This window comes from Fibrivirga algicola (assembly GCF_011742925.1).
Lineage (GTDB): Bacteria > Bacteroidota > Bacteroidia > Cytophagales > Spirosomataceae > Fibrella > Fibrella algicola.
In genome coordinates, this window is the sequence record NZ_WAEL01000002.1 from 414,103 (window position 1) to 437,378 (window position 23,276).

Consider the following 23,276-nt stretch of genomic DNA (forward strand, 5'->3'; position numbering starts at 1 on the left):
GTTATGCCATTGATTTACACATCCTGTAGCGCGTTTACTTCGCCTTTTACCGGCGTTCGGAACCTATGGCCCTGCCTGCTGGTCGGCCTGTGTCTCTTCCTGCCTGATGCTACGCTGGCCCAGCGAAAACCACGTACCCCCGACCAGCCCGTTTCGGTGACCACCATCGACAATGGCGCTATCGCCCAGCCGACGGTAAAGTCAGACAAGGTCGTTGCCGAAGAGACCGAGTTTACCGACGCTTACCGCTTTTTGCTGGTCGACGAACCGACAAAGGCGATACCAGCGCTGGAAAAACTGGCGGCCAAGAACCCGGCCAATGCCGCTGTTCAGTATGCACTGGCAACGGCGCTGATCAAGGCCAGCAAACCAATAGAGGCCTTGCCTTATGCGCAGAAGGCCTACCAACTCGACAAAAACAACGCCTACTACCTGTTGCAGGTGGCGGAGTTGTTTGTGAAACAGAAGCGCTATCCCGAAGCCGAAGAGCTGTATGAAAGCCTGCTGGCGAAAGGGTCTGAAACCATTGAATACGGCGTTGAACTGGCCGCTATTTATCTCTTCGACGACAAGCCGGACAAAGCCCTGGCCACCTACGACCGCGTAGAAAAAGCGATGGGCTTGAATGAGGAAATTACCCGGCAGAAACAGCGCATTTATTTAAAGCAGAACAAGGTCGACAAAGCCATCGAAGAAGCTGAGCGCCTGATTGCCTCGGAACCAGCCGATCCTGAGTTTCTGGTTGAAGGTGCCGAACTGCTCGTGGCTAATGACCGTGTTCCGCTCGCTATAACCTGGCTCGAACGCGCCCTGAAACTAAGCCCCGACAGCCCGCAGGCCAACATGATGCTGGCTGATATCTACCGGCGGCAGGGTAACGTAGATAAGTCGACGCAGGCATTACAGAAAGTATTTTCGAATCCGAATCTGGAAGCCGGCCTGAAAGCCCGCATTTTATCGAATTATGTGGGTGTGGCAGGCGACACGCCAGCCGCCAAGCAGGATGCGCTGAAAATGGCGCAGGAGCTGACCCGCCAGAATCCAAGAGATGCCAAGGCGCAGGTAATGATGGCCGACCTGTTGATGCAGCAGGGCCAGAAAGCCGAAGCCCGCGATGCCTACGTTCGCGCCGCCCGCCTCGACCCATCGATCTATGAAGTATGGGGCGCCATTGTGCAACTCGATGGCGAGCTATCGCAGGTCGACAGCATCGTGATCCATACCGAGAAAGCACTGGAAGTCTTTCCTAACCAAGGCCTGCTGTGGTACTCCAACGGCTCGGCTAATTTGTATAAACGCCGTTATCAGGAAGCTATTGATGCCCTTGAAGAGAGCCGGAAACTGCTGTCGTCGAACCCAAAGATGCTCCTCGAAATAAATGGCCAGTTGGGCGACGCCTACAACGGCATCCGCGATTATGCTAAGTCTGACGAAGCGTATGAGGCCGTACTGAAGGTAGACCCCAACAACGACCGGGTGCTCAACAACTACAGCTACTTTCTGTCCTTGCGGAAGGAGAACCTTCCCAGAGCGAAGACAATGTCGACGAAGCTGGCCGAACTGCACCCTGCCAATGCAACGTACCTGGATACCCACGCCTGGGTGTTGTACGTGATGAAGGACTATGCTAGTGCGCGGAAGTTCCTCGAAAAAGCCATTCAATCAGACCCAGCCAATATCAGTGGCACTATTCTGGAACACTATGGCGATGCCTTGTTCCAGTTGGGCGATAAAGCCAAAGCCATTGACCAGTGGAAATTAGCCAAGCAAAAAGGGGGAGCTAGTGACAAGCTCGACCAGAAAATTGCGGGCGGAAAATTATATGAATAGAGTTTTGTTGTATGCCTTTCTGGCAAGCGTGCTGTACAGTCAGGCCAGTTGCCACCGTCAGCGTACTAAACGTACCCCGCAAGCCACCACGGTAACCGCCGACACGGTGGCGATGAGCCAGCCACCAACCTCAACGACAGCCAGTACACCGAGTACCTCTCCTTCGGTTGTCACTACTACCCCGCCAACCATCAATACCGCTCTGACCCGGCCCGGGATAGACGAAGCACGCTCTAACGTGGCAGAAATCGACTTCAAGTACCTGACTGCCAAGTCGAAGCTTTCGTTCAAGAGCAAAACGCAGGACATTAGTAATGCCAACCTGAATCTGCGTGTCCGGAAAGATAGTGCCATCTGGATCAGCATTTCAAAAGTAGGTATCGAAGCTGTCCGTGCGCTAATTACCCGCGATTCAGTGGCCATCATGGACAAGCTGGAACGGCGCTATGCTATATACGATTTCCCGACCCTCAGCCGCCAGTTCAACTTCGAGATGAACTTCGATCTGTTACAGGCGCTGATAGTTGGTAATTTGCCGCTGCCCAAACGCCCGGCGCAGAAGATCAAGAAAGAGCGTGATTACCTGCTGTTGCGCCAGAGCGCGGGCAAAGTGCTGGTTGAGAATTACATTGGCGAAAACGATCGGAAACTGAAACGCCTGATGGTGACCGAGCAGCCAACCAAGAATGCCCTCCGGCTCGATTATGAGGATTTCAATACACTCAATAACTTTCTGTTTCCCTATTCAAGCCTGGTCACGCTCGATTACCAGTCACAGACCGATGGGCAGTTTTACCAGACGCTGATTCAGATAAAGCACAGCAAAGTAGAGTTGATCGACAAAGATCCAGGGTTTCCGTTTGCCATTCCGGCCAAGTACCAGCGTAATTAAAGCCTGAAAAGTCAGGGTGTGGTAGTGCTTAATCTGCCCCATTACCTACTTGCTTTAGAAACGACGGCTTATACTACGTACCCCCACTACCTGACTTTCCCGAGTTCTTTCGACTATTTTTGTTCATGCGCTTACTCCTCTTTCTTCTCATCACCTTGTTTACGTCGCTCCCGCTGCTGGCTCAGAAGCGTGACCGGCAGGCATTGGAGCGCGAAAAGAAGAAAAACATTGAGCAACTGAATGAACTACGCGCAGTCTTGAGAAAGACCTCGTCAGAGAAACAGGTATCTATCAGTCAGCTTAAAGCACTGACGGCCCAGATTGAGGCCCAGTCAAAGCAGATCAATTTATTGTCGGACGAAATCAGGCTGAGCGAGGTCGAGATTTCAGATCTGCGTAAAGCCAGCCAGGCACTGAACCGCGACTTGGATAAGCTCCGCGCCGAATATGCCCAGATGATCTACGCCGCCGACAAACGCCGGCAGCAGTTAAATCCGCTTGGTTTTCTATTCTCATCCGAGAATTTCAATCAGTTGGTGGCCCGTTTCCGCTACCTGAAACAATATGCCAAAGCCCGCCAGACGCAGAAACGGGAAATGGAGACAGTTCAGACGGAGATCACCGGCAAACGAACCGCGACCGAACAGAAGCGGCGGCAACAAACCGTTGTGCTGACGACCAAAGTGCGTGAGTCGGAAAAGCTGGAAGACCTGAAACAGGATAAAAACAAAGTTGTTGAGCAGTTGAGTCAGCGCGAAGGCGTGTTACGTACTGAACTTGCCGAAAGCCGCAGAAACATTAATCGGCTCGAAAACATGATCACGTCGATCATTGCTCGGGAAGCGCGCGAACGGGCCGAGCGTGCTGCCCGAGAACGAGCCGAACGCGAGCGATTAGCCAAAGCGGAGGCCACCCGCCTGGCCAATGAACGCCGTGAAGCTGAACGCCGCCGGGCCGAAGCCGTTGCAAAAGCGAAAGAAGAAGGCAAACCCGCCCCGCCCCCCGTTGTCATTCCTGACCCCGATCTGGGTGTTGCCAAATCAGACAACACACGTACCCCCAGCAACCTAAACCGCGAGGAACTAGCCCTTGGCTCCTCCTTTGCCGCTTCCCGCGCCCGCCTCCCCTGGCCGGTACAGCGTGGTTTCGTGTCTGAGCGTTTTGGTGTGCACCCACATCCGGTTCTGAAAGGGCTGAAAATATCGAACCCCGGCATCGACATCCAAACCAATGCGGGCGAACCCGTACGGGCTATCTACGATGGCATTGTCATGAACGTTGAGTACGTGATGGGCAGTCAGAACGTAGTGGCCATTCAGCATGGCGACTATTACACGATTTACGCCAAGCTGAAGAATGTGACAGTGAAAATGGGCGACCGTGTAAAAGCTCGTGAAAACATTGGCACCGTAGGCACCGATAGCCAGGGCAACACCGAGCTACAATTCCAGATCTGGAAAGAGTTTGCCAAAATGAATCCCGAAGCCTGGCTGGCACCGAGATAAACGAGTTTGCAGTTTTCTGTTCACAGTTTGCAGTTACTCCCCTACAGTGTGTATCGTGAGTTAGCGAAGCAACAGAAGGCTGTAAACAGAAACCTGTAATCAAAAAAATGTCTGTTCACAATCCCGATATTAAGCGTGTTACCACGCACACCCTTCAGGAACTGAAAAACCGGGGTGAAAAAATCTCTGCCCTTACAGCCTACGATTATTCGATGGCCCGCGTGGTTGATGCAGCTGGCGTAGAAGTTATTCTGGTTGGCGACTCAGCCTCCAACGTGATGGCTGGTCACGAAACAACCCTACCCATCACCCTCGACCAGATGATCTACCACGCTGGGTCAGTGGTGCGGGCCGTAAAACGGGCGTTGGTGGTTGTCGATCTTCCCTTTGGCTCTTATCAGGGCAATTCATCAGAGGCACTTCGTTCGGCAATCAGGATCATGAAAGAATCGGGAGCGCATGCCGTGAAAATGGAAGGAGGCAGCGAAATTCGTGAGTCGGTTACGCGCATCCTAAGCGCTGGTGTGCCCGTAATGGGGCACCTGGGCCTTACGCCACAGTCGATCTACAAATTCGGCACGTATGCTGTACGAGCTAAGGAAGATACTGAAGCGCAGAAACTGATGGAAGATGCCCTGATGCTTCAGGAGATTGGCTGCTTTGCCACAGTGTTGGAAAAAATTCCGGCGGCCCTTACCAAACAGGTCTCCGAACAGCTAGCTATCCCAACCATTGGTATAGGTGCTGGCCCGGACGCCGATGGGCAGATTCTGGTGATCCACGACATGCTGGGAATCAACAAAGAGTTCAAACCGCGTTTCCTGCGCCGTTACGCCGACCTGCACACAGCCATGCTGGAGGCCATCACGCACTACGTTGATGACGTGAAAACCAACGACTTCCCGAACGAATCGGAAGCGTACTGAGTTAAAAAATGAATGAATAATTAAGAATTAGAACGAAGAAGTGCGCGCTAGCTATGCTGGTCTGCTTACTGCTTCCTTCTCAATTCTTCATTTCTATGAAGAAGCGCGTACCTTATTCGGTGGTTTACGAAGACAACCACCTGCTAATCGTCAACAAAGAGCCGGGTGTACTTGTACAGACCGATCGGACTGGCGACCCCTCACTTACCGAACTCCTCAAAGAGTATATAAAGGAAGAATATAAAAAGCCGGGCGATGTGTTCCTTAACCCGGTGCATCGCCTCGACCGGCCTGTAAGTGGTCTGGTTGTGTTTGGCCGTACCTCAAAGGCAGTTGAGCGTATGACGGAGATTTTTCGGAAGCGTCAAATTCAGAAAACGTACTGGGCAGTAGTTCGGCATCACCCTACCGAAAAGAAAGGAAAGCTCGTTCATTATCTGATCAAAGACGAGGCCAAAAACCAGGTTACAGCTTATGACTACGAAGTCCCCGGCTCACAACGCGCTGAACTGTCGTATCGGCTGCTAGGTAAAATAAATGAGCATTACCTGTTGGAAGTAGAACCGCTAACAGGTCGTCCCCACCAGATTCGGGCGCAGCTGGCAGCGATGGGTTGCCCGATTCGAGGCGATGCCAAGTACGGCTATGACCGCGAGGTACCCGGTAAAAAGATCTACCTCCATGCGCGACGGTTATACTTCATTCACCCGGTGAAGAAAGAACCCCTGATTCTTCGTGCAGGTTTACCCGTTGATCCGTTCTGGGAGGAATTCCTGGAACTCGACAATGAGGAATTTAAAGACAAAAACCTCGATTTCATTTTCTGATATCGAACAGCGTTAGAGCTGGCACGATCAGACGTTGCCGACTAGGTACGTTCATAGCGATCCGCTTCAACGTACAATAAAAGGCAAAGAGTCCCTGATGCAACAGAAATGTTGTATCAGGGACTCTTTGTAACTATATGCTTAAGATAAATAAGCCTTAGGACTCGGGTTGAACCGACGTACCTGTTGGCTTATAACTAATGTCGATACTCATTTGATCAATCACTCGCTCAGCCATAAGAACGGCTCCACGCAAAGCGCCGAACACCATACAGAGCGGCAAAAGGATGGGCAAAAACAACACCCATTGCAAAATCATGTACAACCGAATCGTTTTCATCTCTCTTATAGGTATTACGGGTTGGTCACTAGATTAGAAGTGAATAGTGAATTCAACTCAAAACTTATGCCAACTTTGGTACGGTGGTAAAAATATGTTCATTCAAAGTTAATCTTGGCATAATACTAAAACAACATATCCATAGAAAATACTCCATCAATATAGATATTTTAATTTTTTATCTACTAGTAACATATATTAATCCAAGCTACCGGATACTAAGCTTATGTAGTGACTAGCTCCATGTACAAAAAAAGCCTCTCCGACGCCTGTGAAGGCGTCGGAGAGGCTGATAAAGCCGTAAGATAGCTTTTATATATTCTGCTTCTTCAGCTCTTTAACGGCAAAATCAGCTGCCCGTGCTGTTAAGGCCATGTACGTAAGCGATGGGTTCACACATGACGCGGAAGTCATGGCGGCCCCATCAGTCACGAATACGTTCTTGACCGAGTGAATCTGGTTGTTGGCGTTCAGCACCGATGTCTTAGGGTCACGACCCATGCGGGCAGTTCCCATTTCGTGGATACCAATACCCAAGTTTTTCGATTCGTCGTTGTAGCCCTTCACGTTTTTGAGTCCGGCGGCCTCCAACATCTCTACGGCGTCGTTCATCATATCCTTCCGCATCTTCTTCTCGTTTTCGCCATACGCAGCATCAAATACGATCAGAGGTAGCCCCCAACGGTCTTTCTTGTCTGGTGACAGGGTCATGCGGTTATTTGGGTCAGGAAGTACCTCGCCAAAGCCACCGATACCAAACGACCATGGGCCGGGTTTGGTCAGATCTTCTTTGAAATCGGCCCCAAAACCGTCCATACCTACGCCCCGGTTCCAGCCCGACCGGCTGGCGCCACCCTGATAGCCGAAGCCACGGAGGTAGTCACGCTTGTCGCCATCCCAGTTACGGTAACGGGGTACATAAACGCCGTTGGCACGACGACCATAATAATACTGATCTTCCATGCCATCGAAATCGCCGGATGCACCTACGCCGAGGTGGTGGTCCATGATGTTACGGCCAAGTTGGTCTGAATCATTACCCATTCCATTGGGGAACCGGCTCGACTTTGAGTTCATCAAAATAGACGTGCTACCAAACGCAGACGCATTCACAAAAATGATCTTGGCGTAGTATTCACGAACGGCTTTCGTATTCTGGTCGATGATGCGAACACCCGTTGCCCGGCCTTTTTTCTCATCGTACAGTACTTCAGACACGATCGAGTCGGGGCGGAGTGTCAGGCGACCAGTGGCCATTGCCGCTGGCAACGTCGACGACTGGGTACTGAAGTACGCGCCGAATGGACATCCGCGCATACACTGGTTCCGGTACTGGCAGGCAGCCCGCCCCAGGTTCGTGTGAACGGCTTTAGGATCGGTCAGGTGGGCAGTACGACCCATCGTGATGTGGCGCTTACCAAATGCTTTTTCAATGCGGGTCTTTACTTCTTTCTCCACGCAGTTCATTTCCATAGGCGGCAGGTAATTGCCATCTGGCAATACGCTGAGCCCATCTTTCGAACCGCTGATACCAGCAAATCCTTCAACGTAGGTATACCAGGGAGCCAGGTCTTTGTACCGGATCGGCCAGTCTACACCAACGCCTTCTTTGAGGTTGGCCATAAAGTCTTCCTCATTGTGGCGATAGCTCTGACGACCCCACATCAGCGAACGACCACCCACGTGGTAGCCCCGAATCCAGTCCATCGGACGTTTTTCGATATACGGGTTCAGTGAGTCATTCTCGAAGTGATGACGCCATTCTTCGTTGGCAGTATAGCCCGTACGCATGTTGGCCCAGTACTCTTCGGCCGCCTGTGTAGTAATCCGGCCCCGGTGTGGAAAGTCCCAGGGATTATTGGTAGCTGTTGTGTAGCCTTCAACGTGTTTAATGTCACGGCCCCGTTCCAGCATCAGTACCCGCAGACCTTTCTGCGTAAGTTCCTTTGCAGCCCAGCCGCCTGAAATGCCCGATCCGACCACGATTGCATCGTAGGTCATGTCTTTCTGAGCGTCGATATTGAGATTCATAGGATAGTAGTCGTAAGTCTGTGATCATAAGTCCGGAATGTCGCACAGTGTGAAAGTCAGCAGTGGTTAACGAACCGACTTTCCAGAGACACGACCCAACGACTTATGCCATTTGAGTTTAGATTGCCCAGGCTTTCTGACCGGGCTTCAGGGGAACACAACCGTCGTAACGGCCAGGAATAGCCACATACTCCAGCGCCTGCGTAGCACCAATTTCAGACGTAAAATAGCCCATCAGCGTCAAGTCTTTCAGCATGGCGAAGAACGGAGTTACGTTACGCTTTTCAGCCGCTATCTGTACATCCTGCTGACCTGCTACAGCACGGGCAGCATCTGACCGTTGTTGCTTGGCACTGGCCTCCAGTTTTTTCATCAACTCGATTTTCTGATTATTATCGAGTTGCGAGAAAGCTTTACCGTAGCTATCCTGACTCATTTTCTGCGTCATGGTCAAGCCGTCGGTAAACACCTTCTGATCAGCCGGTTTGTAGCAGTCTTTCAACACAACATCTATAATCTCGTTCACCTTGGCGGCTTTGGCACCAGGCGTTTTCGTTGTGGGAATAATAACATCGGCCAGATCGGCCACCAAGGCATCCTGATCAGCGGAGAAGAAAACGGGTTTGCCCGTAGCAATCCGTTGTGCCGCCGAAGCCTCTAGCGTATCGGCCAACGCGGATGAGCCCAGAGCCGGTAGCGAAATTGTCGCACCAACCATTGTAGCCACCCGCAACAGGGCGTCGCGTCTGTTCATAGGAGAAATTAGTTAGAATACTGTATGAAAACGTTCAAAAGGAACACAAATGTATATAATTACAAGAGGGAATTGGACAGTGAGACCAAGTTTAAAGGCACGTTTTTTCAAGCTGTTACCTTTATTTTTCACTAAGTAATCGCTCAATGTACTTGCCAGGCCCGTTAGTTAGCCCGGCAGCTGTATTTAGTACTAATTTGAGCCACAAACTGTACTTTTATCATCACGATAATTACCGCGTATGCTCATTAGCCTTATTGCCGCAATGGCACAGAATCGGGTCATTGGACGAGACCGCCCCGACGGTCGGCCAGACCTGCCCTGGCACCTCCCGGATGACTTTGCTTATTTCAAACAAAAGACCAGCGGCCACGCCATTATTATGGGACGCAAGTCGCTGGATGCATTGGGGAAACCACTTCCTAAACGGACTAATATCGTGATCTCCCGCAACCCTGACTTTCAGTTCGACGGCGTTACGGTGGTGAACACACTGGAGGCGGCGTTAGAAGCGGCCCAACAGGCCGAGGCAGCTCACAACCAGGCAGGACACGAGACCGCCGAGCTATTTGTTATTGGTGGGGCAGAAATCTACGCCCTGGCGCTGCCAATGGCCAACCGCATTTACCTTACCGAGGTGCAACGTACCTACGAGGGGAATGCCTCGTTTCCAGAGTTTGACAAAACAATCTGGCAGGAAGTCAGCCGCCAGTCCCACCCCGCCGACGATCGCCACGAGGCAGCTTTCGATTTCGTGGTATACGAGAAAATGTAGGGTTAGCTATACACAAAAGTCCTCTGGCTTGTACGTCGCTACAGTTCGTAGTACAACGCCCCAACCAGAGGACTTTCCCTATGCTGTATTCGCTTACCGACTGATCTCGATTACTTCAAATTCGATTTTACCGGCGGGAACCGTGATTTCAGCAGTCTCGCCCACTTTTTTACCCAGCAACCCTTTTCCAATGGGCGAACCAACAGAGATCCGGAATTGCTTCAAATCAGCTTCTTCCTCCGACACCAGCGTGTAGGTAACTTCAGCACCCGTTTTCTTATTTTTAATCTTCACGTGCGAGAGCACCGATACAATCGATGTATCGATTGATGATTCGTCGAGCAGGCGGGCGTTGGCTACGACTTCTTCGAGCTTCGAGATTTTGAGTTCATGCAACCCCTGCGCATCTTTCGCTGCATCGTATTCCGCGTTTTCGCTGAGGTCACCTTTATCGCGTGCCTCGGCAATTTGATGGGCGATTGCTGTACGTCCTTTGGTTTTCAGGTCGTTTAGCTCGGCTTTGAGCCGGTTCAGGCCCTCTTCGGTGTAATAGTTAATCTTAGACATAATACTATGCTGGTGTCTTTTACTTAGACAATCGTCTCCGACTATCCAAGACAGGGTCAGAGGCGACTATTGAGAATATCCGTTATGGACAAATGTTGTACACTATCGCCGCAGCCATTTGTTGTAACCGGTCGTTTTAGACAAAAAAAAGAACGGTCCACCGACCGTTCTGCAACAAGTTTGTTTGTTTTGCAGCCTGTCAGAAGAACCAACCTTTACTACTATGTGCGCGTTGTTGTCGCATCGGGTTGAGATAGCGTTTAGACAAATGTACGACTTCCAACCCGCCTTTGTCAACCCACCCACACGGGTTTCTGCAAAACTCAAAACCGGGAAACGGCTAAGCGACCCCAACTCATACAAGAACGATCAATATGAACAATAGATTACGCATTGTGTTCATGGGCACCCCCGATTTTGCGGTGGCGAGCCTGCAACGTCTAATTCAGGGCGGCTGCCAGGTAGTGGCGGTCATCACGGCCCCGGACCGGCCCTCGGGGCGGGGGCTACAGCTGGTGCCGTCACCGGTGAAACGAGCTGCCCTGGAAGCAGGATTACCCGTGCTGCAACCCGAGAAACTGCGCGATCCGGCTTTCCTATCCGAGTTGGCCAACTACAACGCCGATCTGCAGGTAGTCGTGGCATTCAGGATGTTGCCTGAAGTGGTGTGGGCTATGCCGCGCGTGGGTACCTTCAACCTGCATGCCTCTAAGCTACCGCAATACCGGGGGGCTGCCCCGATCAACTGGGCCATTATCAACGGCGAAACGGAGACCGGGGCCACCACCTTTTTTATCGAGAAAGAGATCGACACCGGCCAGATGATTTTTCAGGAAACGGAGCCCATCTCACCCGATGACACGGCTGGCACTCTCCACGACCGCCTGATGGAACACGGCGCCGATCTGGTGCTGCGCACGGTAGAAGCCATTGAAGCAGGCACGTACCCGCGAACTCCGCAACCCAATGCCACCGACCTGAAACCAGCCCCCAAGCTCCACCGGGAAACGACTGAGATCAACTGGAATCAGCCCGCGGTGATGATACGCAACTTTGTACGTGGCCTATCGCCCTACCCCGCCGCCTGGACAAAGCTGCCGGGCACGCAAGGCGGCGAAAAATTCTACAAAATTTATTCGGTATCGGTCACCGACCAGCACCCCGCCGAGGCCACACCCGGCCAGGTGTACACCGACGGCAAAGCAAGCTTGCTGGTACGCGCTGCCGACAGTTGGCTGGCAATAGATGAACTGCAGGCCGAAGGAAAACGCCGCATGCTGACGGGCGATTTTCTACGTGGCAACACGATCTGATTCAGGCCGAAACCGCACCATTAATCCATCCAGGCAGTTTTAACGTAGATAGCACACGACTTAATCAGCGACTTAGTGGCCGATACTATTCTTTTAACGGGTGCAAACGGGTTTCTGGGAAGTCATATTGCCCGCGAGTTGTTGGCGCGTCGGTACGTAGTACGCGCGCTGGTACGGCCCGGCAGTGACCGATCGACGCTGGCTGGGCTACCCATTGAGCTGGTAGAGGGCGACTTAAGCAACCCTGATGATGTAGCACGAGCTACCGAGACCTGTACGGCCATTATTCACGCGGCCGCGCTCGCTCAGGTGAATCCGGCGCGCAACCCGGCGGTGTGGGCTGTCAACAAAATCGGTACCGAGCACATGCTCAAGGCTGCCCGACAGGCTGGCATAAGCAGGCTGGTCTATGTAGGCACGGCCAATGTGTTCGGCTTTGGTTCCAAAGCCAAACCCGGTAACGAAGCCACGCCTTACGCCGGGAAGCGCTACGGAGTCGATTACATGGATAGCAAACTGGCCGCTACGGAACTGGTCACACAGGCGGCTCTGGCTGGCAAGGTACCTGCCGTGTTGGTGCACCCTACGTTTCTGGTTGGCCCGCTAGACAATAAGCCTACCTCGGGAGCGATGCTGCTGGCGGTTGCCCGAAAGCAGGTGCCAGGGTACGCGGCGGGCGGCAAAAACTTCATCCACGTGCGCGATGCAGCAACGGCAACCGTCAACGCACTAACAATGGGGCGAATTGGGGAGTCGTACATTCTGGGTAACGAAAACCTGACCTACCACGAAGCCTTTTCGCTGATGGCTAACCTGGCTGGTGTTCGTGCGCCGCGTCTTTTTATTCCGTCCCCGTTGACCCGGCTGTATGGCCGGTTCAATGACTGGCGTACCCGGCTTACAGGCGCATCGGCTCAGGTGACAGGCTCTATGGCCATGATCGCCAACGATGGCCATTATTTTACTGCCCAAAAGGCAATTACAGAACTCAACTTACCACAAACGCCCATTCGGCAAGCCATCCAAGAGGCTTACGACTGGTTTTCTTCGCATGGACACGTTTACTGAACAACCTGCTTTTCTGACCCACCCGCCTGACAAGCAGGATGTTCAGCCGTACCGGCAACGGACCCAGGCAGGGCCGCCGGGCCGGTTTGCCGGTAAGGTAGCCCTCATCACAGGCTCAGAGTCGGGTATTGGGCGCGAAACAGCCCGCGAACTAGCCCGGCAAGGTGCGTATGTGATGCTGAACGGGCTTCGGTCTGAGCAGCTCGCCGACACGCTGCGCGCTTTCACCGAGGCTGGGTACGTTGCCAGCGCCTGCGTGGCCGACGTTACCAATTTCGACGCCTGCCAGCACCTGATCGACCAGACGATTCTGGCCTTTGGCCAACTCGACGTCTTAGTTGCCAATGCGAGTATATCCATGCGGGCGTATTTCAATGACCTAGACATCGACGTGTTCCGAGCCGTGTGCGACAGCAATATTTACGGTACCGTGTACCCGCTCAAAGCTGCACTGCCGCACCTGCGGGCAACAAAAGGCTGCGTCACGTTTATTTCGTCGATTTCGTCGCTGAACGGCATTCCGAGTGGGTCGGCTTATTGTGCGGGTAAGGCAGCGGTTAGCAATCTGGCCCATACGCTCCGGCTGGAGTGGCACAACACAGGTATGCATGTTGGCGTTATCCACCTGGGTTTCACGGCCAATGACCCTGAAAAACGCGTATTCGCGGCCAACGGCGAACCCGTACCCCTTGCCCACCGCCCCCCCCGCTGGCAAATGACGCAACAGGAGGTAGCTCAGGCCATAGCCCGCCATATTTACCGTCGCCGCGCCAACACGGTACTAACGGGCATGGGTAAATTAAACGCTACCCTAAGCCGCTTCTTTCCCCGGCTGGTAGATCAGATTGTGCTACTCAGTATGAAATTACGGCCCGAATTGTACGAATGAAGGCTAATGACCGGCAGGTGTACTACCCGCAACAGGCTCTTTTGGCACTACAGCTGGCTGTATATACCCTTTTAGCGTGTTTACTGTAATGAATAAGCTGACGAGCGTAAAAACGGCACCAGCCATATAGGGCGCCCCCGGAAAGTAAATTGGCGCGCCTGGTTTGGTGAAGTAAGCAAAGAGATTGGTAATCAGCACCGGGCTGACAATGGCCGTCAGGCTCATCAGGCTGGCCAATGCGCCCTGCAACTCACCCTGTTCGTTGGGCGGAACATGCCCTGAAATAATGCCCTGAATGGCCGGGCCAGTGATGCCGGCAAACGAATACGGAATAATTAAGGCAAAGGCCATCCAGCTTTCATTAGCGAAGGCAAAGCCCAAAAAGCTGATTACGTAGACAGCCATTCCTAGGAAGACGGCTCGTTTCTGACCTATTTTGGGAATGATCAGGCGGATCAGGCCACCCTGCACAATGGCTACCGCCAGGCCAATCAACCCCAGCGAAATGCCAACCATCCTGGTATCCCAGCCGAAGCGAAGCATGGTGAAGTATCCCCAGATTGACTGCATCACCTGTCCGGCTATGTATAGGAACGCCAGCGCCACGATTAACCCGATCAGTGACCGGTAACGCCGCAGTGCCCTGAACGACCCGACGGGGTTAGCCCGTTTCCAGCTGAACGGCCGTCGATTATCGAGCGATAGCGATTCGGGCAGGACGAAATAGCCATATAGCCAGTTGAGCAATGACAGAATCGAAGCCGCATAGAAGGGTGCCCGAATACTATAGCTGCTGAAGAGCGCCCCCATTGTGGGGCCAATGATGAAACCGAGCCCAAAGGCCGCGCCAATCAGGCCGAAATTCTGCGCCCGTTTTTCGGGCGTGCTCACGTCGGCAATGTAGGCACTGGCCGTGGTGAAACTCGCCCCACAGATGCCCGCTGCAACCCGGGCAAAAAATAACCAGCCAATAGTAGGCGAGTACGCCGATACCAGAAAGTCGAGTCCCAATCCAAACAGGGAGATCAGCAGCACAGGCCGCCGGCCGTATTGATCACTCAGGCCACCCAGAATGGGCGCGCAAACAAACTGCATGACAGCGTAGGCAAACGTGAGCCAACCGCCATATTGCGACGCTACGCTAAGGCCCTGTCCGGTGAGCTCTTCGATCAGCTTGGGCACCACCGGCACAATTAGCCCGATACCAATACAATCGATGAGAACCGTGATAAAGATGAAAATTAACGCAGGGTTACGTTTCTCAGACATATAGAGGAAGGCATTTTGAACAAAGGCCGCAAGTTACGATGTTTCGACAGGTAGTTAGTGGTCATTCACCACAGGTAACTTTCTATGGAACTCACTATCAGCACTCCAGCTTTACTTTTTTCGACAGTTTCGCTGTTGATGATCGCCTTCACCAACCGGTTTCTGGCCATCGCCAACCTGATTCGCGATCTGCACGATAAATTCCGGACCAACCCCGAAACGGTATACGTAGACCAGATCAAGAACCTGCACCGCCGCCTGAAACTGATACGTAACATTCAGATTCTGGCGGTGTTAAGCCTGCTGGTTAGCGCCGTATGTATGGCCCTGATCTATTGGAACAACCAGGTAGCCGCTAGCTATCTTTTTGGGCTTGCACTGGTCCTTCAAATCTCAGCCCTGGTTATTTCAGTGGTCGAGATCTCGATTTCGATCAATGCCCTTCAAATTGAACTCAGCGATATGGAACAGGAACTAGGCCATCGCCGATTCGATATATTTACCCTCAGGCCCCGTTCGACAACAAATCCGGATACGTCCCATTGACCTGTCAGTAACCATTTGCCGGTTGTGTAACAACTCTAGCCGCCCTTTTTTAGGACAGGCAGCCAGCAGATAAACCCATCATGGTGGACAGGCTCAATGGGAAAACGGTTTATATTTGCCCACTACACAACCACCGCGCGGCTCTAATGACGTATTGCTTAGGAATTAAAGTAAAATCAGGTCTGGTAGCCATAGCTGACACCCGGTTGACGTCGGGCACCGAAGTGTCGATGAATCGGAAGATCACCGTTCACGAGGTTAAGAATCATTCGCTGTTCATTATGACCTCGGGCCTGCGATCAGTACGCGACAAGGCCATTACCTATTTCCGCGAAGTACTCGCTGAACAGGACCAGACATTCAATAAGCTATATAAAGCCGTAAACGCTTTCGGCGAACAGGTGAAACGGGTAGCGGCCGAAGACAAAGCATCAATTCTGGCGTCGGGCATGCATTTCAACCTCAACGCCATTGTGGGTGGGCAACTGCAGGACGACGATGAGCACAAACTATTTCTGCTGTATCCGGAAGGCAATTGGGTTGAGGTAGATTCGGGTTCGCTCTTCAAGATCATCGGCAACTCCGGCTACGGCAAACCCTTACTCTTTAGAAATTTAAGCTACGAAGCAACCCTTCAGGAGGCCCTTAAGATCGGCTTTCTGGCCTTCGATGCTACCCGTGTCAGTGCCAATGATGTAGACTACCCGCTCGACGTAGTGGTGTACACCAAAGACAGTTTCCACATGACCGAGCACCGGCTGGAAAAAGACGACATGGATGAGATTTCGCACCAGTGGAGCGCCTTGCTGAATAACTCCGTACGGCGCCTGCCAACCTATTGGATGGACCCGATTTTCGAGAAGGTAACCAATCCGATAAGCAATGAACCTTGATCGGTAACCGATTGATCGGTGGGGTACACCCCGCAGTTTTTGGTTTATTGTTACCGGATAATTGTTCTGTCTATGCGCCTTTCCGTTCAGCATCAGTTGCGATACGAGTATGACCAGCCGGTTATATTGCAACCCCATATGCTCTACCTGTATCCGCGCACCTACCCGTATCAGCGGCTGCAAGCGTACGAGCTAACGATTGACCCAAGGCCGTCGAAAGTAGTTCGAAACGTTGATGTAGAGGGCAATGTTCAGCAGCTCGTTTATTTCAGCGGCCCAACCAGCCACTTGCACATTACGGCTAAGATCGAGGTTGATTCAGAACCCTTCAACTCGCTCGACTTCGTACTTTTTCCGTTTGAAGCGCAGCGGGTTCCGTTGAAATACCCCCCCCAGGTACGTCCTCTGTTGGAAACATACCTGACCCGCGAGGGCGTTACGCCCGCCATTGATGTTTGGGCCCGGCAGTTGGCTGCCGGGGCTGGCTGGCAAACCGTTCCGTTCCTGATTGCGCTAAACAACGCAATTCGGCAGTTTACCTATGCTATTCGGGAAGAAGGGGCTCCCTACCCTCCTGAGCAGACACTCCTGGAACAGCGCGGGTCATGCCGCGATTACACGACCCTGTTTATGGCCGCTTGCCGCAGTCTGGGTATTGCTGCCCGCTTTGTGAGCGGGTACCTCTTCGGGTCGGCTCAACAAGAGCACCAGCTACACGCCTGGGCCGAAGTCTATCTGCCCGGTGCCGGATGGCGTGGCTTTGACCCAACCGAAAACACGGTTGTGGTTAACAAACACGTATTTCTGGCGTCTTCTGCCCATGCCGAACTGACGGCTCCTGTCAGCGGCACCTTTACCGGCAAAGCTAATTCCGTGCTGGAAGCACACGTATTAATTAACAATGACCATTAATCAACGCACATGGCTGGCCTTACAGCAAGGCGCCAGTCGGGTACGTTGATTGATGGTTGTTTCTAGATGCGCTCACCCTCCTGCCTTTTTAGCGGCGTATTTCTTACCCGTCAGGTACGTAATGATCTTCTCGCGGTGGTCGCCCTGAATCTGGATTTCGCCGTCCTTAACGGTCCCTCCCGTTCCGCAGGCATTCTTGAGTTGCTTGCCCAGATCGGTTAGATCGGCATCGGTACCAACGAAGCCACGCACGGCCGTTACCACCTTGCCCCCACTTCGCCGGTCGAGCCAGACTTTAAGCTGTTGTTGTTGCGGCGGTAGCGTGTCAGCGGCCGGTTCATTGTCCGTTTGGTACTCGTGGTCGGGATTGGTTGAATAGACAATCCCTGTATAGTTCTTCTTGCTCATAGCGTTAACCTCACCCCAGCCCTTCTTCCTGTTTTTGGGAGCAGAGCCGGGTGCGAGGTAGTTTATAATAACACTAACAAACTGCCGGGCAGCACCCGAACGGTACAGCTATTTCCTGGTAATAGAAGCGGCTCTCCATCAGCATGAGCCAACAGGGGTCCGGTACTTTGAATAGTAGCCTCCTGAATACGTCGTCCAGCCCAGTAGGCCGAGCGATTCAATGATTTGCGGAATAGTTGCCAGCCAATCATACTCACCATGTGCGTTGGAAAGATACCCAGCTGGCAAAGATCCAGTTTTCCGTCGGCTATGTTGGCAGTAGGTGCAATCCAGGCATTGTTGCCGAATTGCCCAGCGTTGGCGGCGGTTAATGAGAAAAGCGCGCCAGCCTTTTCGCCGTCGATGGTGTATTCTGCCGGCTTATAACTCCAAAATGCCTGATACGTTGTTCTGATGTAAGTCTGCAACCCGCGTACTGGCTGCTTAGCAAATTCATGGGCCACGTAAGCCTCAAAGCCTAGCCCCGCCGTGCAGAAAAACGGATGATCGTTCAGCTCGCCGCTGTCGATCAGAACGGGCTTACCACCCAGCGCGCGCACCACCGCTTTTTGCGGATTCATGGGTAAGCCCAGGTGGCGCGCCAGCCCGTTGCCCGAGCCCATGGGGACAATGCCCAGAGCTGTGGCCGTACGTCGAAGCGCACGGGCTGTTTCGTTGATTGTTCCGTCGCCGCCCATAACCAGCACCCGCCGAATGCCCTGCTGTACAGCCTGCGCCGCCAACTGAGTGGCATGACCTGCATAGGCGGTGGTCACAATCTCAGCCTGGTAAGCCTGTCGGTCGGCTTCTGCAGCAATAAATGCACGTAAACCTTCCTTCTGCACAGGCGGCAACGTACCCGATAACGGATTGATAATAACAAGCAGATCGGTCTTGGGCATCAAATCAGGCGAAAAAGATAAACATAAGGGCAATGAATACGAGGATAAACACGTAATACCACCCATCAGAGAATATATAGGGCTTATATTCCCGGTAAAAATTACGCAGCCAGTTCATCCCGCAAAGTTCGCCAAAAAAATGAGACACCTCCGTTTTCTGATTGTTCTGTCAGGATTGTTCCTCGGCCTTGTGCCGGTACTACACGCCCAAACCGCCACCGACCGGAAAACGATTCTGGGAACGCTGAAACGCCAAACCGACGATTGGAACGCCGGACGGGTAGACGCCTTCATGAACGGCTACTGGCAGTCAGACTCGCTCACGTTTGTGGGCAAGGGCGGTATCACCTACGGCTACGCTGAAACGCTGGCTAACTACAAAAAACGCTACCCTGATCGGGAAAGCATGGGTACACTGGCATTTACGATACTGAAAGTCGAGTTTCCGGGCAAAAATGTGGCCTATGTTATTGGCAAGTGGCACCTCACCCGCCCAAAAGTGGGTGATGCAGGCGGGCACTTTACCCTGTTATGGGAAAAGAAAAAAGGGAGTTGGGTGATCGTGAGCGACCACTCGTCGTAGGGGGCCACTACCGTTTGCTCAGGAAGTTGATAAGTATGTGCTGTCATCAACAGTTATTCGTCGATTGAGTTGTCACTATTCGTTTACTCGACTCAAGGAGGAAGCGGCACGACAAACCCACTACTCGCTTCAATACTGCTTGACCCATGAACTACTTTGCACTAACAATTTTTACGCTATCTGCCCTGATTAGTTCGCTGTCAACTTCGGCGCAATCCGTTGTGGGTACCTGGCAACGAACCGGAGCCCTGATCACGTACAAGAATGGAAAGACTATGGATGTACAGCCCATGATGGAACAGAGCTCTCCCTGCACCGCAAAAATTACGTATAGTTTTACGGCTGGAGGCGTGCAGAAAACCATAGTTCCAGCCGGTTGCCTCGAGCAGATGTCGGCTCAGGCCGTCCTTTTCGCCGATGCTCGCTACACAGTGAGTGGCAGCAGTATCAAGGTCATTTCGCCCAACCCTAAAATGAGCCCGGATGTTACGTACGGCCTGACAATGACCGGCAATACCATGACCTGGGTAATGAACTTCGACGATTTTCCCGCGGTACCAAACCCAGGCAAGGCCAGGTCTATGACCTTTACCTACAAGCGATTATAGGCGCCGGCAGTACTGATACGACTAACCGGGCATAGTGCCGTTGGCAGATCCATGTCCGGCATTTAGTAGATGGCCGTATCTTTAACATATGATTACCGCAACGCCAGCTCTTCCATTCAATAGCCTTAAGCAATCATTTGAGGGCGACCTATATTTCAATGAATCGCCCGAACACCAGGCGCAGTTGAGGGTATATGCTACCGACGCGTCCGTATATCAAGAGATGCCAGTGGCAGTGGCCATTCCGCGTAGCGTCGATGATATTAAGCGGCTCATTCGATTTGCCAAAACCAACACACGGCCCAACGCTCCGCTCGGTCTGATTCCCCGCGCCGCTGGTACGTCGCTGGCGGGGCAGGTGGTAGGCAGCGGTATTGTGGCCGATATTGGTACCTACTTCGACAAAATCATCGAAATCAACACGGCCGAGCGCTGGGTACGTGTGCAGCCCGGTGTCATCCGCGACGACCTGAATGTAGCCCTGAAACCGCATGGCCTCATGTTTGGGCCGGAAACGTCGACCGCTAGCCGGGCCATGATTGGCGGCATGATCGGCAACAACTCCTGCGGGCTACATTCCATTGTGTGGGGCACTACCCGCGATCACCTACTCGACGTCCGTGCGGTCTTGTCTGACGGCGCCGAAGTAACGTTTGGCCAGTTAACCGAGGCTGAATTCGCCGCGAAATGCCAGGGCGAAAACGTAGTCAGCCCGCTCGAGCAGCAAATTTATCAGCGCTTCCATGCCTGGCTCAACGACCCGGTTATCTGCCAGCAAATCCGCGATGGCTACCCCAACCCCGCCGTCAGCCGCCGCAACACCGGCTACGCGCTGGATGCGCTGGTGGGCGCCCTCACCCCCATCCCCTCTCCCCCTACGGGAGAGGGGAGCCGCTCTACAGTAGCTTCGCTTACTAGTGGCGGAGCATTGCACCCCTCTCCCGTAGGGGGAGAGGGGCCGGGGGTGAGGGGTGCTACTATCAACCTCGCCAATCTCATTGCTGGTTCAGAAGGTACACTTTGTTTCATCACCGAAGCCCGGCTGAACTTGCTGCCCTTACCACCCCGATATGTTGGCCTGGTCTGTGCGCATTTCGACACGCTACGCCAGTCGCTGGAGGCCAATCTGGTGGCGCTGGCGCATCAGTGCTACGCCTCTGAACTGGTCGATGACTACATCCTGCAACTGACCAAGACAAACATCGAACAGGCCAAAAACCGGGCGTTTGTCGAAGGTGATCCAAAGGCGGTGTTGATGGTCGAGTTTTTTGCCGATGCCGAGCAGGATGTGATCGATCAGACCACCCGGTTTGTAGAGGCACTACGGGTAAAAGGACTCGGTTACGCGTATCCGGTGCTGTTTGGCGAGGATACCAAAAAGCCCTGGGCGCTACGCAAGGCGGGCCTGAGCATCATGTATAACGTACCCGGCGACGAGAAACCCGCCAACGTGATCGAAGATTGCGCCGTTGCTCCCATTGACCTGCCTGATTATATCGACGAGCTAACCGGAATGGCCAAACAAAACCACGGTCTCGACCTTGAGTATTCGGCCCATGCCGGGGCGGGTGAATTGCACGTGCTACCGCTGATCAACCTGAAAACAACGCCCGGCCGCGAGACCTTCCGGGCACTCCTGCGCGACACCGCTCAACTGGTAAAAAAATATGGTGGCTCGCTCTCCGGCGAACATGGTGACGGACGGCTGCGCGGTGAGTTTATTGCCTATATGCTGGGCCCCGATAATTACCAACTCTGTAAAGAAGTAAAAGCGCTTTGGGACCCGCATAACTTGTTCAACCCTGGTAAGGTGGTCGACAGTCCGCCGATGAACGAACACCTGCGCTATGAGGCCGACGTGGTTCTACAGCAACCTAAAACGATCTTTGATTTCAGTGATGCAGGCGGATTGCTTGAAGCCACCGAAAAATGCTCGGGTTCAGGTGATTGCCGGAAAACGCATTTCTCGGGTGGCACCATGTGCCCCAGTTACATGGCTACCCGTCGCGAACACGATACCACCCGAGCCAGAGCAAATATGCTGCGACACTTTTATAGCGGACAAGCAGTAGCGACGGCCGAAGTGAAAGACGTACTCGACCTCTGCCTATCGTGTAAAGCCTGCAAGGCCGAATGCCCCAGCAGCGTGGATATGACCCGGATGAAAGCTGAGTTTACGCAGCAACTGTACGATGAAAAAGGGGTACCCCTACGCGCGCGCCTGGTCGGCAACTTCACACGGCTGATGAAGCTGGCCAGCTACGTTCCCTGGGCCTATAATGGTATCTACAACACGCCCGCCCTTCGCCGGATCGCCAACCGACTCGTCGGCTTCCACCCCGACCGGACCATGCCACATCTGAACGAGTTTACTGGTGTCCGCCGAATGGTTGACCATTCGTCACTTACCCTTACTCCATTGACGCGTGATGCGTCTCCTGGCAGCGCAACCGACAACAGACTACAGCAGACCGTCCGGCAGACCGCAGTAATCCTCTACATCGACGAATTCACTCAATTTAATGATGGGTCTGTTGGTGAAAAAGCGGTGCAGTTGATACAGCGATTAGGGTATACCGTTTCAATCCCGAAAGCAGCCGAAAGTGGCCGGACGTACCTGTCAAAAGGGCTGGTGCGTGAGGCAAAAGCCCTGGCCGTTCGGAACGTGCTGGCGTTCCGGGATTATGTGTCTGCCGAACATCCACTGGTTGGCCTGGAGCCGTCTGCCATCCTGACGTTCCGCGACGAGTACCCCGATCTGGTTCCCGACGAACTAAAAGCCGATGCCTGCCGAATTGCCAACCATACGTACCTGCTTGAAGAATGGGTAGCCCACGAAGCCGATGCCGGTCGGATTCAGTCCAGTCAGTTTACGACTGATACTCGTGCGGTAAAGCTACATGGACACTGCCACCAGAAGGCCCTCTCGCTGATTAGTCGCGCGGTAGACGCCCTGTCGTTACCCGCTAATTACACCGTCGAGGTTATTCCGTCGGGCTGCTGTGGTATGGCGGGCTCCTTCGGCTACGAGGCTGAACATTATGACCTGTCGATGCAGATTGGTGAACTGGTGCTATTTCCGGCCGTGCGCGCTGCCAGCGCCGACGTACTGTTGGCCGCGCCGGGCACATCATGTCGTCATCAAATCAAAGATGGTACGGGTCGGGTAGCGCAACACCCAGCTGAAATCCTGTTCGACGCCCTACGCATTGACCAGAACGGCGTGTAGACGGAGATTGTCTACTTGGTAAACCTTCAATAACAGCATGTTGGGCCGTAGCTTATTTCGTCCTGATTTCCCACCCTCTGGAGGCCGGTCGTCTCCTGCGCATACGCATGCACGTATATTAATTTTTACATTTTAATGCCCTTTTGCTCGGTGGCACCTAACAACTTAGG

The 23,276-nt window shown here is 53.1% G+C and carries 22 protein-coding genes; 15 read left to right on the plus strand and 7 right to left on the minus strand.

Features of this window, described 5'->3' with window-relative positions:
- Window positions 1-3: 3 nt before the first annotated feature.
- The 5 genes from F7231_RS06960 to F7231_RS06980 all read left to right on the plus strand — a co-directional run bounded on the left by F7231_RS06960 (window position 4) and on the right by F7231_RS06980 (window position 5,980).
- Window positions 4-1,830, plus strand: coding sequence for a tetratricopeptide repeat protein (locus F7231_RS06960; RefSeq protein WP_229369695.1), 1,827 nt, complete (start codon window positions 4-6; stop codon window positions 1,828-1,830).
- The gene (gene lolB1, locus F7231_RS06965; protein WP_166691379.1) at window positions 1,823-2,722 is read left to right on the plus strand and encodes a lipoprotein insertase outer membrane protein LolB1; all 900 of its coding nucleotides are present in this window, start codon (window positions 1,823-1,825) and stop codon (window positions 2,720-2,722) included. Before F7231_RS06960 ends, lolB1 begins: the two co-directional genes overlap by 8 nt.
- 125 nt (window positions 2,723-2,847) lie before the next feature.
- Window positions 2,848-4,227 carry a murein hydrolase activator EnvC family protein gene (locus tag F7231_RS06970; RefSeq protein ID WP_166691380.1) on the plus strand — a complete coding sequence of 460 codons (1,380 nt, stop codon included), beginning with the start codon at window positions 2,848-2,850 and terminating at the stop codon, window positions 4,225-4,227.
- A gap of 107 nt (window positions 4,228-4,334) precedes the next feature.
- The gene (gene panB, locus F7231_RS06975) at window positions 4,335-5,153 is read left to right on the plus strand and encodes a 3-methyl-2-oxobutanoate hydroxymethyltransferase (RefSeq protein ID WP_085412215.1); all 819 of its coding nucleotides are present in this window, start codon (window positions 4,335-4,337) and stop codon (window positions 5,151-5,153) included.
- Between the two features lie 95 nt (window positions 5,154-5,248).
- On the plus strand, window positions 5,249-5,980 hold the full coding sequence (locus F7231_RS06980; protein WP_085412214.1) for an RluA family pseudouridine synthase: 732 nt from the start codon (window positions 5,249-5,251) through the stop codon (window positions 5,978-5,980).
- 157 nt (window positions 5,981-6,137) lie between these two features.
- On the opposite strand, the gene F7231_RS06985 is transcribed toward F7231_RS06980, so the two are convergent.
- The 3 genes from F7231_RS06985 to F7231_RS06995 form a co-directional block, all read right to left on the minus strand.
- Window positions 6,138-6,320: a hypothetical protein gene (locus F7231_RS06985; protein ID WP_085412213.1), complete on the minus strand. Its 183-nt coding sequence runs from the start codon at window positions 6,318-6,320 to the stop codon at window positions 6,138-6,140.
- Window positions 6,321-6,632: 312 nt separating this feature from the next.
- Window positions 6,633-8,351, minus strand: a complete 1,719-nt coding sequence (locus F7231_RS06990) for a GMC family oxidoreductase (RefSeq protein ID WP_085412212.1) — start codon at window positions 8,349-8,351, stop codon at window positions 6,633-6,635.
- A 118-nt stretch (window positions 8,352-8,469) separates the two neighbouring features.
- Complete coding sequence (locus F7231_RS06995; RefSeq protein ID WP_198172204.1) at window positions 8,470-9,105, minus strand: gluconate 2-dehydrogenase subunit 3 family protein; 636 nt, start codon at window positions 9,103-9,105, stop codon at window positions 8,470-8,472.
- Between the two features lie 241 nt (window positions 9,106-9,346).
- Here F7231_RS06995 and F7231_RS07000 point away from each other — a divergent pair, with 241 nt between their 5' ends.
- Window positions 9,347-9,880 (plus strand): dihydrofolate reductase, encoded by a 534-nt coding sequence (locus F7231_RS07000; protein ID WP_166691381.1) that lies wholly within the window; start codon window positions 9,347-9,349, stop codon window positions 9,878-9,880.
- A gap of 93 nt (window positions 9,881-9,973) precedes the next feature.
- Here F7231_RS07000 and greA read toward each other — a convergent pair whose 3' ends face one another.
- Entirely contained in the window at window positions 9,974-10,447 is a 474-nt protein-coding gene (gene greA, locus F7231_RS07005) for a transcription elongation factor GreA (RefSeq protein WP_085412210.1), read from the minus strand.
- A 374-nt stretch (window positions 10,448-10,821) separates the two neighbouring features.
- On the opposite strand from greA, the gene fmt reads away from it, so the two are divergent.
- From fmt to F7231_RS07020, 3 genes are all read left to right on the plus strand, one after another.
- Entirely contained in the window at window positions 10,822-11,760 is a 939-nt protein-coding gene (gene fmt, locus F7231_RS07010; protein ID WP_229365076.1) for a methionyl-tRNA formyltransferase, read from the plus strand.
- Between the two features lie 75 nt (window positions 11,761-11,835).
- Window positions 11,836-12,828 (plus strand): NAD-dependent epimerase/dehydratase family protein, encoded by a 993-nt coding sequence (locus tag F7231_RS07015; protein WP_166691382.1) that lies wholly within the window; start codon window positions 11,836-11,838, stop codon window positions 12,826-12,828.
- A complete protein-coding gene (locus tag F7231_RS07020; RefSeq protein WP_166691383.1) occupies window positions 12,812-13,717 on the plus strand; it encodes an SDR family oxidoreductase in 906 nt (301 codons plus the stop codon). Before F7231_RS07015 ends, F7231_RS07020 begins: the two co-directional genes overlap by 17 nt.
- Window positions 13,718-13,720: 3 nt before the next feature.
- Here F7231_RS07020 and F7231_RS07025 read toward each other — a convergent pair whose 3' ends face one another.
- Window positions 13,721-14,986 carry a TCR/Tet family MFS transporter gene (locus F7231_RS07025; protein ID WP_166691384.1) on the minus strand — a complete coding sequence of 422 codons (1,266 nt, stop codon included), beginning with the start codon at window positions 14,984-14,986 and terminating at the stop codon, window positions 13,721-13,723.
- Window positions 14,987-15,070: 84 nt separating this feature from the next.
- On the opposite strand from F7231_RS07025, the gene F7231_RS07030 reads away from it, so the two are divergent.
- From F7231_RS07030 to F7231_RS07040, 3 genes are all read left to right on the plus strand, one after another.
- On the plus strand, window positions 15,071-15,532 hold the full coding sequence (locus F7231_RS07030) for a DUF2721 domain-containing protein (protein WP_085412206.1): 462 nt from the start codon (window positions 15,071-15,073) through the stop codon (window positions 15,530-15,532).
- Window positions 15,533-15,678: 146 nt separating this feature from the next.
- Complete coding sequence (locus F7231_RS07035; protein WP_085412205.1) at window positions 15,679-16,425, plus strand: proteasome-type protease; 747 nt, start codon at window positions 15,679-15,681, stop codon at window positions 16,423-16,425.
- Window positions 16,426-16,497: 72 nt separating this feature from the next.
- Entirely contained in the window at window positions 16,498-17,337 is an 840-nt protein-coding gene (locus tag F7231_RS07040) for a transglutaminase family protein (protein WP_166691385.1), read from the plus strand.
- Between the two features lie 72 nt (window positions 17,338-17,409).
- On the opposite strand, the gene F7231_RS07045 is transcribed toward F7231_RS07040, so the two are convergent.
- Together F7231_RS07045 and F7231_RS07050 are read right to left on the minus strand one after the other, a co-directional pair.
- Complete coding sequence (locus F7231_RS07045; protein ID WP_166691386.1) at window positions 17,410-17,745, minus strand: translation initiation factor; 336 nt, start codon at window positions 17,743-17,745, stop codon at window positions 17,410-17,412.
- Between the two features lie 62 nt (window positions 17,746-17,807).
- Window positions 17,808-18,686 carry a diacylglycerol/lipid kinase family protein gene (locus tag F7231_RS07050; protein WP_310589288.1) on the minus strand — a complete coding sequence of 293 codons (879 nt, stop codon included), beginning with the start codon at window positions 18,684-18,686 and terminating at the stop codon, window positions 17,808-17,810.
- Between the two features lie 139 nt (window positions 18,687-18,825).
- Between F7231_RS07050 and F7231_RS07055 the strand changes: the two genes are divergently transcribed.
- From F7231_RS07055 to F7231_RS07065, 3 genes are all read left to right on the plus strand, one after another.
- On the plus strand, window positions 18,826-19,269 hold the full coding sequence (locus F7231_RS07055; protein ID WP_166691388.1) for a YybH family protein: 444 nt from the start codon (window positions 18,826-18,828) through the stop codon (window positions 19,267-19,269).
- Window positions 19,270-19,415: 146 nt separating this feature from the next.
- Window positions 19,416-19,877, plus strand: coding sequence for a hypothetical protein (locus F7231_RS07060; RefSeq protein ID WP_166691389.1), 462 nt, complete (start codon window positions 19,416-19,418; stop codon window positions 19,875-19,877).
- Between the two features lie 88 nt (window positions 19,878-19,965).
- Entirely contained in the window at window positions 19,966-23,106 is a 3,141-nt protein-coding gene (locus tag F7231_RS07065) for an FAD-binding and (Fe-S)-binding domain-containing protein (RefSeq protein WP_166691390.1), read from the plus strand.
- Window positions 23,107-23,276: the final 170 nt, after the last annotated feature.

Bases quoted from the DNA above. Each gene is read 5' to 3' on its own strand.
- F7231_RS06960 (WP_229369695.1), top strand. From the start codon at position 4: ATGCCATTGATTTACACATCCTGTAGCGCGTTTACTTCGCCTTTTACC.
- lolB1 (WP_166691379.1), top strand. From the start codon at position 1,823: ATGAATAGAGTTTTGTTGTATGCCTTTCTGGCAAGCGTGCTGTACAGT.
- F7231_RS06970 (WP_166691380.1), top strand. From the start codon at position 2,848: ATGCGCTTACTCCTCTTTCTTCTCATCACCTTGTTTACGTCGCTCCCG.
- panB (WP_085412215.1), top strand. From the start codon at position 4,335: ATGTCTGTTCACAATCCCGATATTAAGCGTGTTACCACGCACACCCTT.
- F7231_RS06980 (WP_085412214.1), top strand. From the start codon at position 5,249: ATGAAGAAGCGCGTACCTTATTCGGTGGTTTACGAAGACAACCACCTG.
- F7231_RS06985 (WP_085412213.1), bottom strand. From the start codon at position 6,320: ATGAAAACGATTCGGTTGTACATGATTTTGCAATGGGTGTTGTTTTTG.
- F7231_RS06990 (WP_085412212.1), bottom strand. From the start codon at position 8,351: ATGAATCTCAATATCGACGCTCAGAAAGACATGACCTACGATGCAATC.
- F7231_RS06995 (WP_198172204.1), bottom strand. From the start codon at position 9,105: ATGAACAGACGCGACGCCCTGTTGCGGGTGGCTACAATGGTTGGTGCG.
- F7231_RS07000 (WP_166691381.1), top strand. From the start codon at position 9,347: ATGCTCATTAGCCTTATTGCCGCAATGGCACAGAATCGGGTCATTGGA.
- greA (WP_085412210.1), bottom strand. From the start codon at position 10,447: ATGTCTAAGATTAACTATTACACCGAAGAGGGCCTGAACCGGCTCAAA.
- fmt (WP_229365076.1), top strand. From the start codon at position 10,822: ATGAACAATAGATTACGCATTGTGTTCATGGGCACCCCCGATTTTGCG.
- F7231_RS07020 (WP_166691383.1), top strand. From the start codon at position 12,812: ATGGACACGTTTACTGAACAACCTGCTTTTCTGACCCACCCGCCTGAC.
- F7231_RS07025 (WP_166691384.1), bottom strand. From the start codon at position 14,986: ATGTCTGAGAAACGTAACCCTGCGTTAATTTTCATCTTTATCACGGTT.
- F7231_RS07030 (WP_085412206.1), top strand. From the start codon at position 15,071: ATGGAACTCACTATCAGCACTCCAGCTTTACTTTTTTCGACAGTTTCG.
- F7231_RS07035 (WP_085412205.1), top strand. From the start codon at position 15,679: ATGACGTATTGCTTAGGAATTAAAGTAAAATCAGGTCTGGTAGCCATA.
- F7231_RS07040 (WP_166691385.1), top strand. From the start codon at position 16,498: ATGCGCCTTTCCGTTCAGCATCAGTTGCGATACGAGTATGACCAGCCG.
- F7231_RS07045 (WP_166691386.1), bottom strand. From the start codon at position 17,745: ATGAGCAAGAAGAACTATACAGGGATTGTCTATTCAACCAATCCCGAC.
- F7231_RS07050 (WP_310589288.1), bottom strand. From the start codon at position 18,686: ATGCCCAAGACCGATCTGCTTGTTATTATCAATCCGTTATCGGGTACG.
- F7231_RS07055 (WP_166691388.1), top strand. From the start codon at position 18,826: ATGAGACACCTCCGTTTTCTGATTGTTCTGTCAGGATTGTTCCTCGGC.
- F7231_RS07060 (WP_166691389.1), top strand. From the start codon at position 19,416: ATGAACTACTTTGCACTAACAATTTTTACGCTATCTGCCCTGATTAGT.
- F7231_RS07065 (WP_166691390.1), top strand. From the start codon at position 19,966: ATGATTACCGCAACGCCAGCTCTTCCATTCAATAGCCTTAAGCAATCA.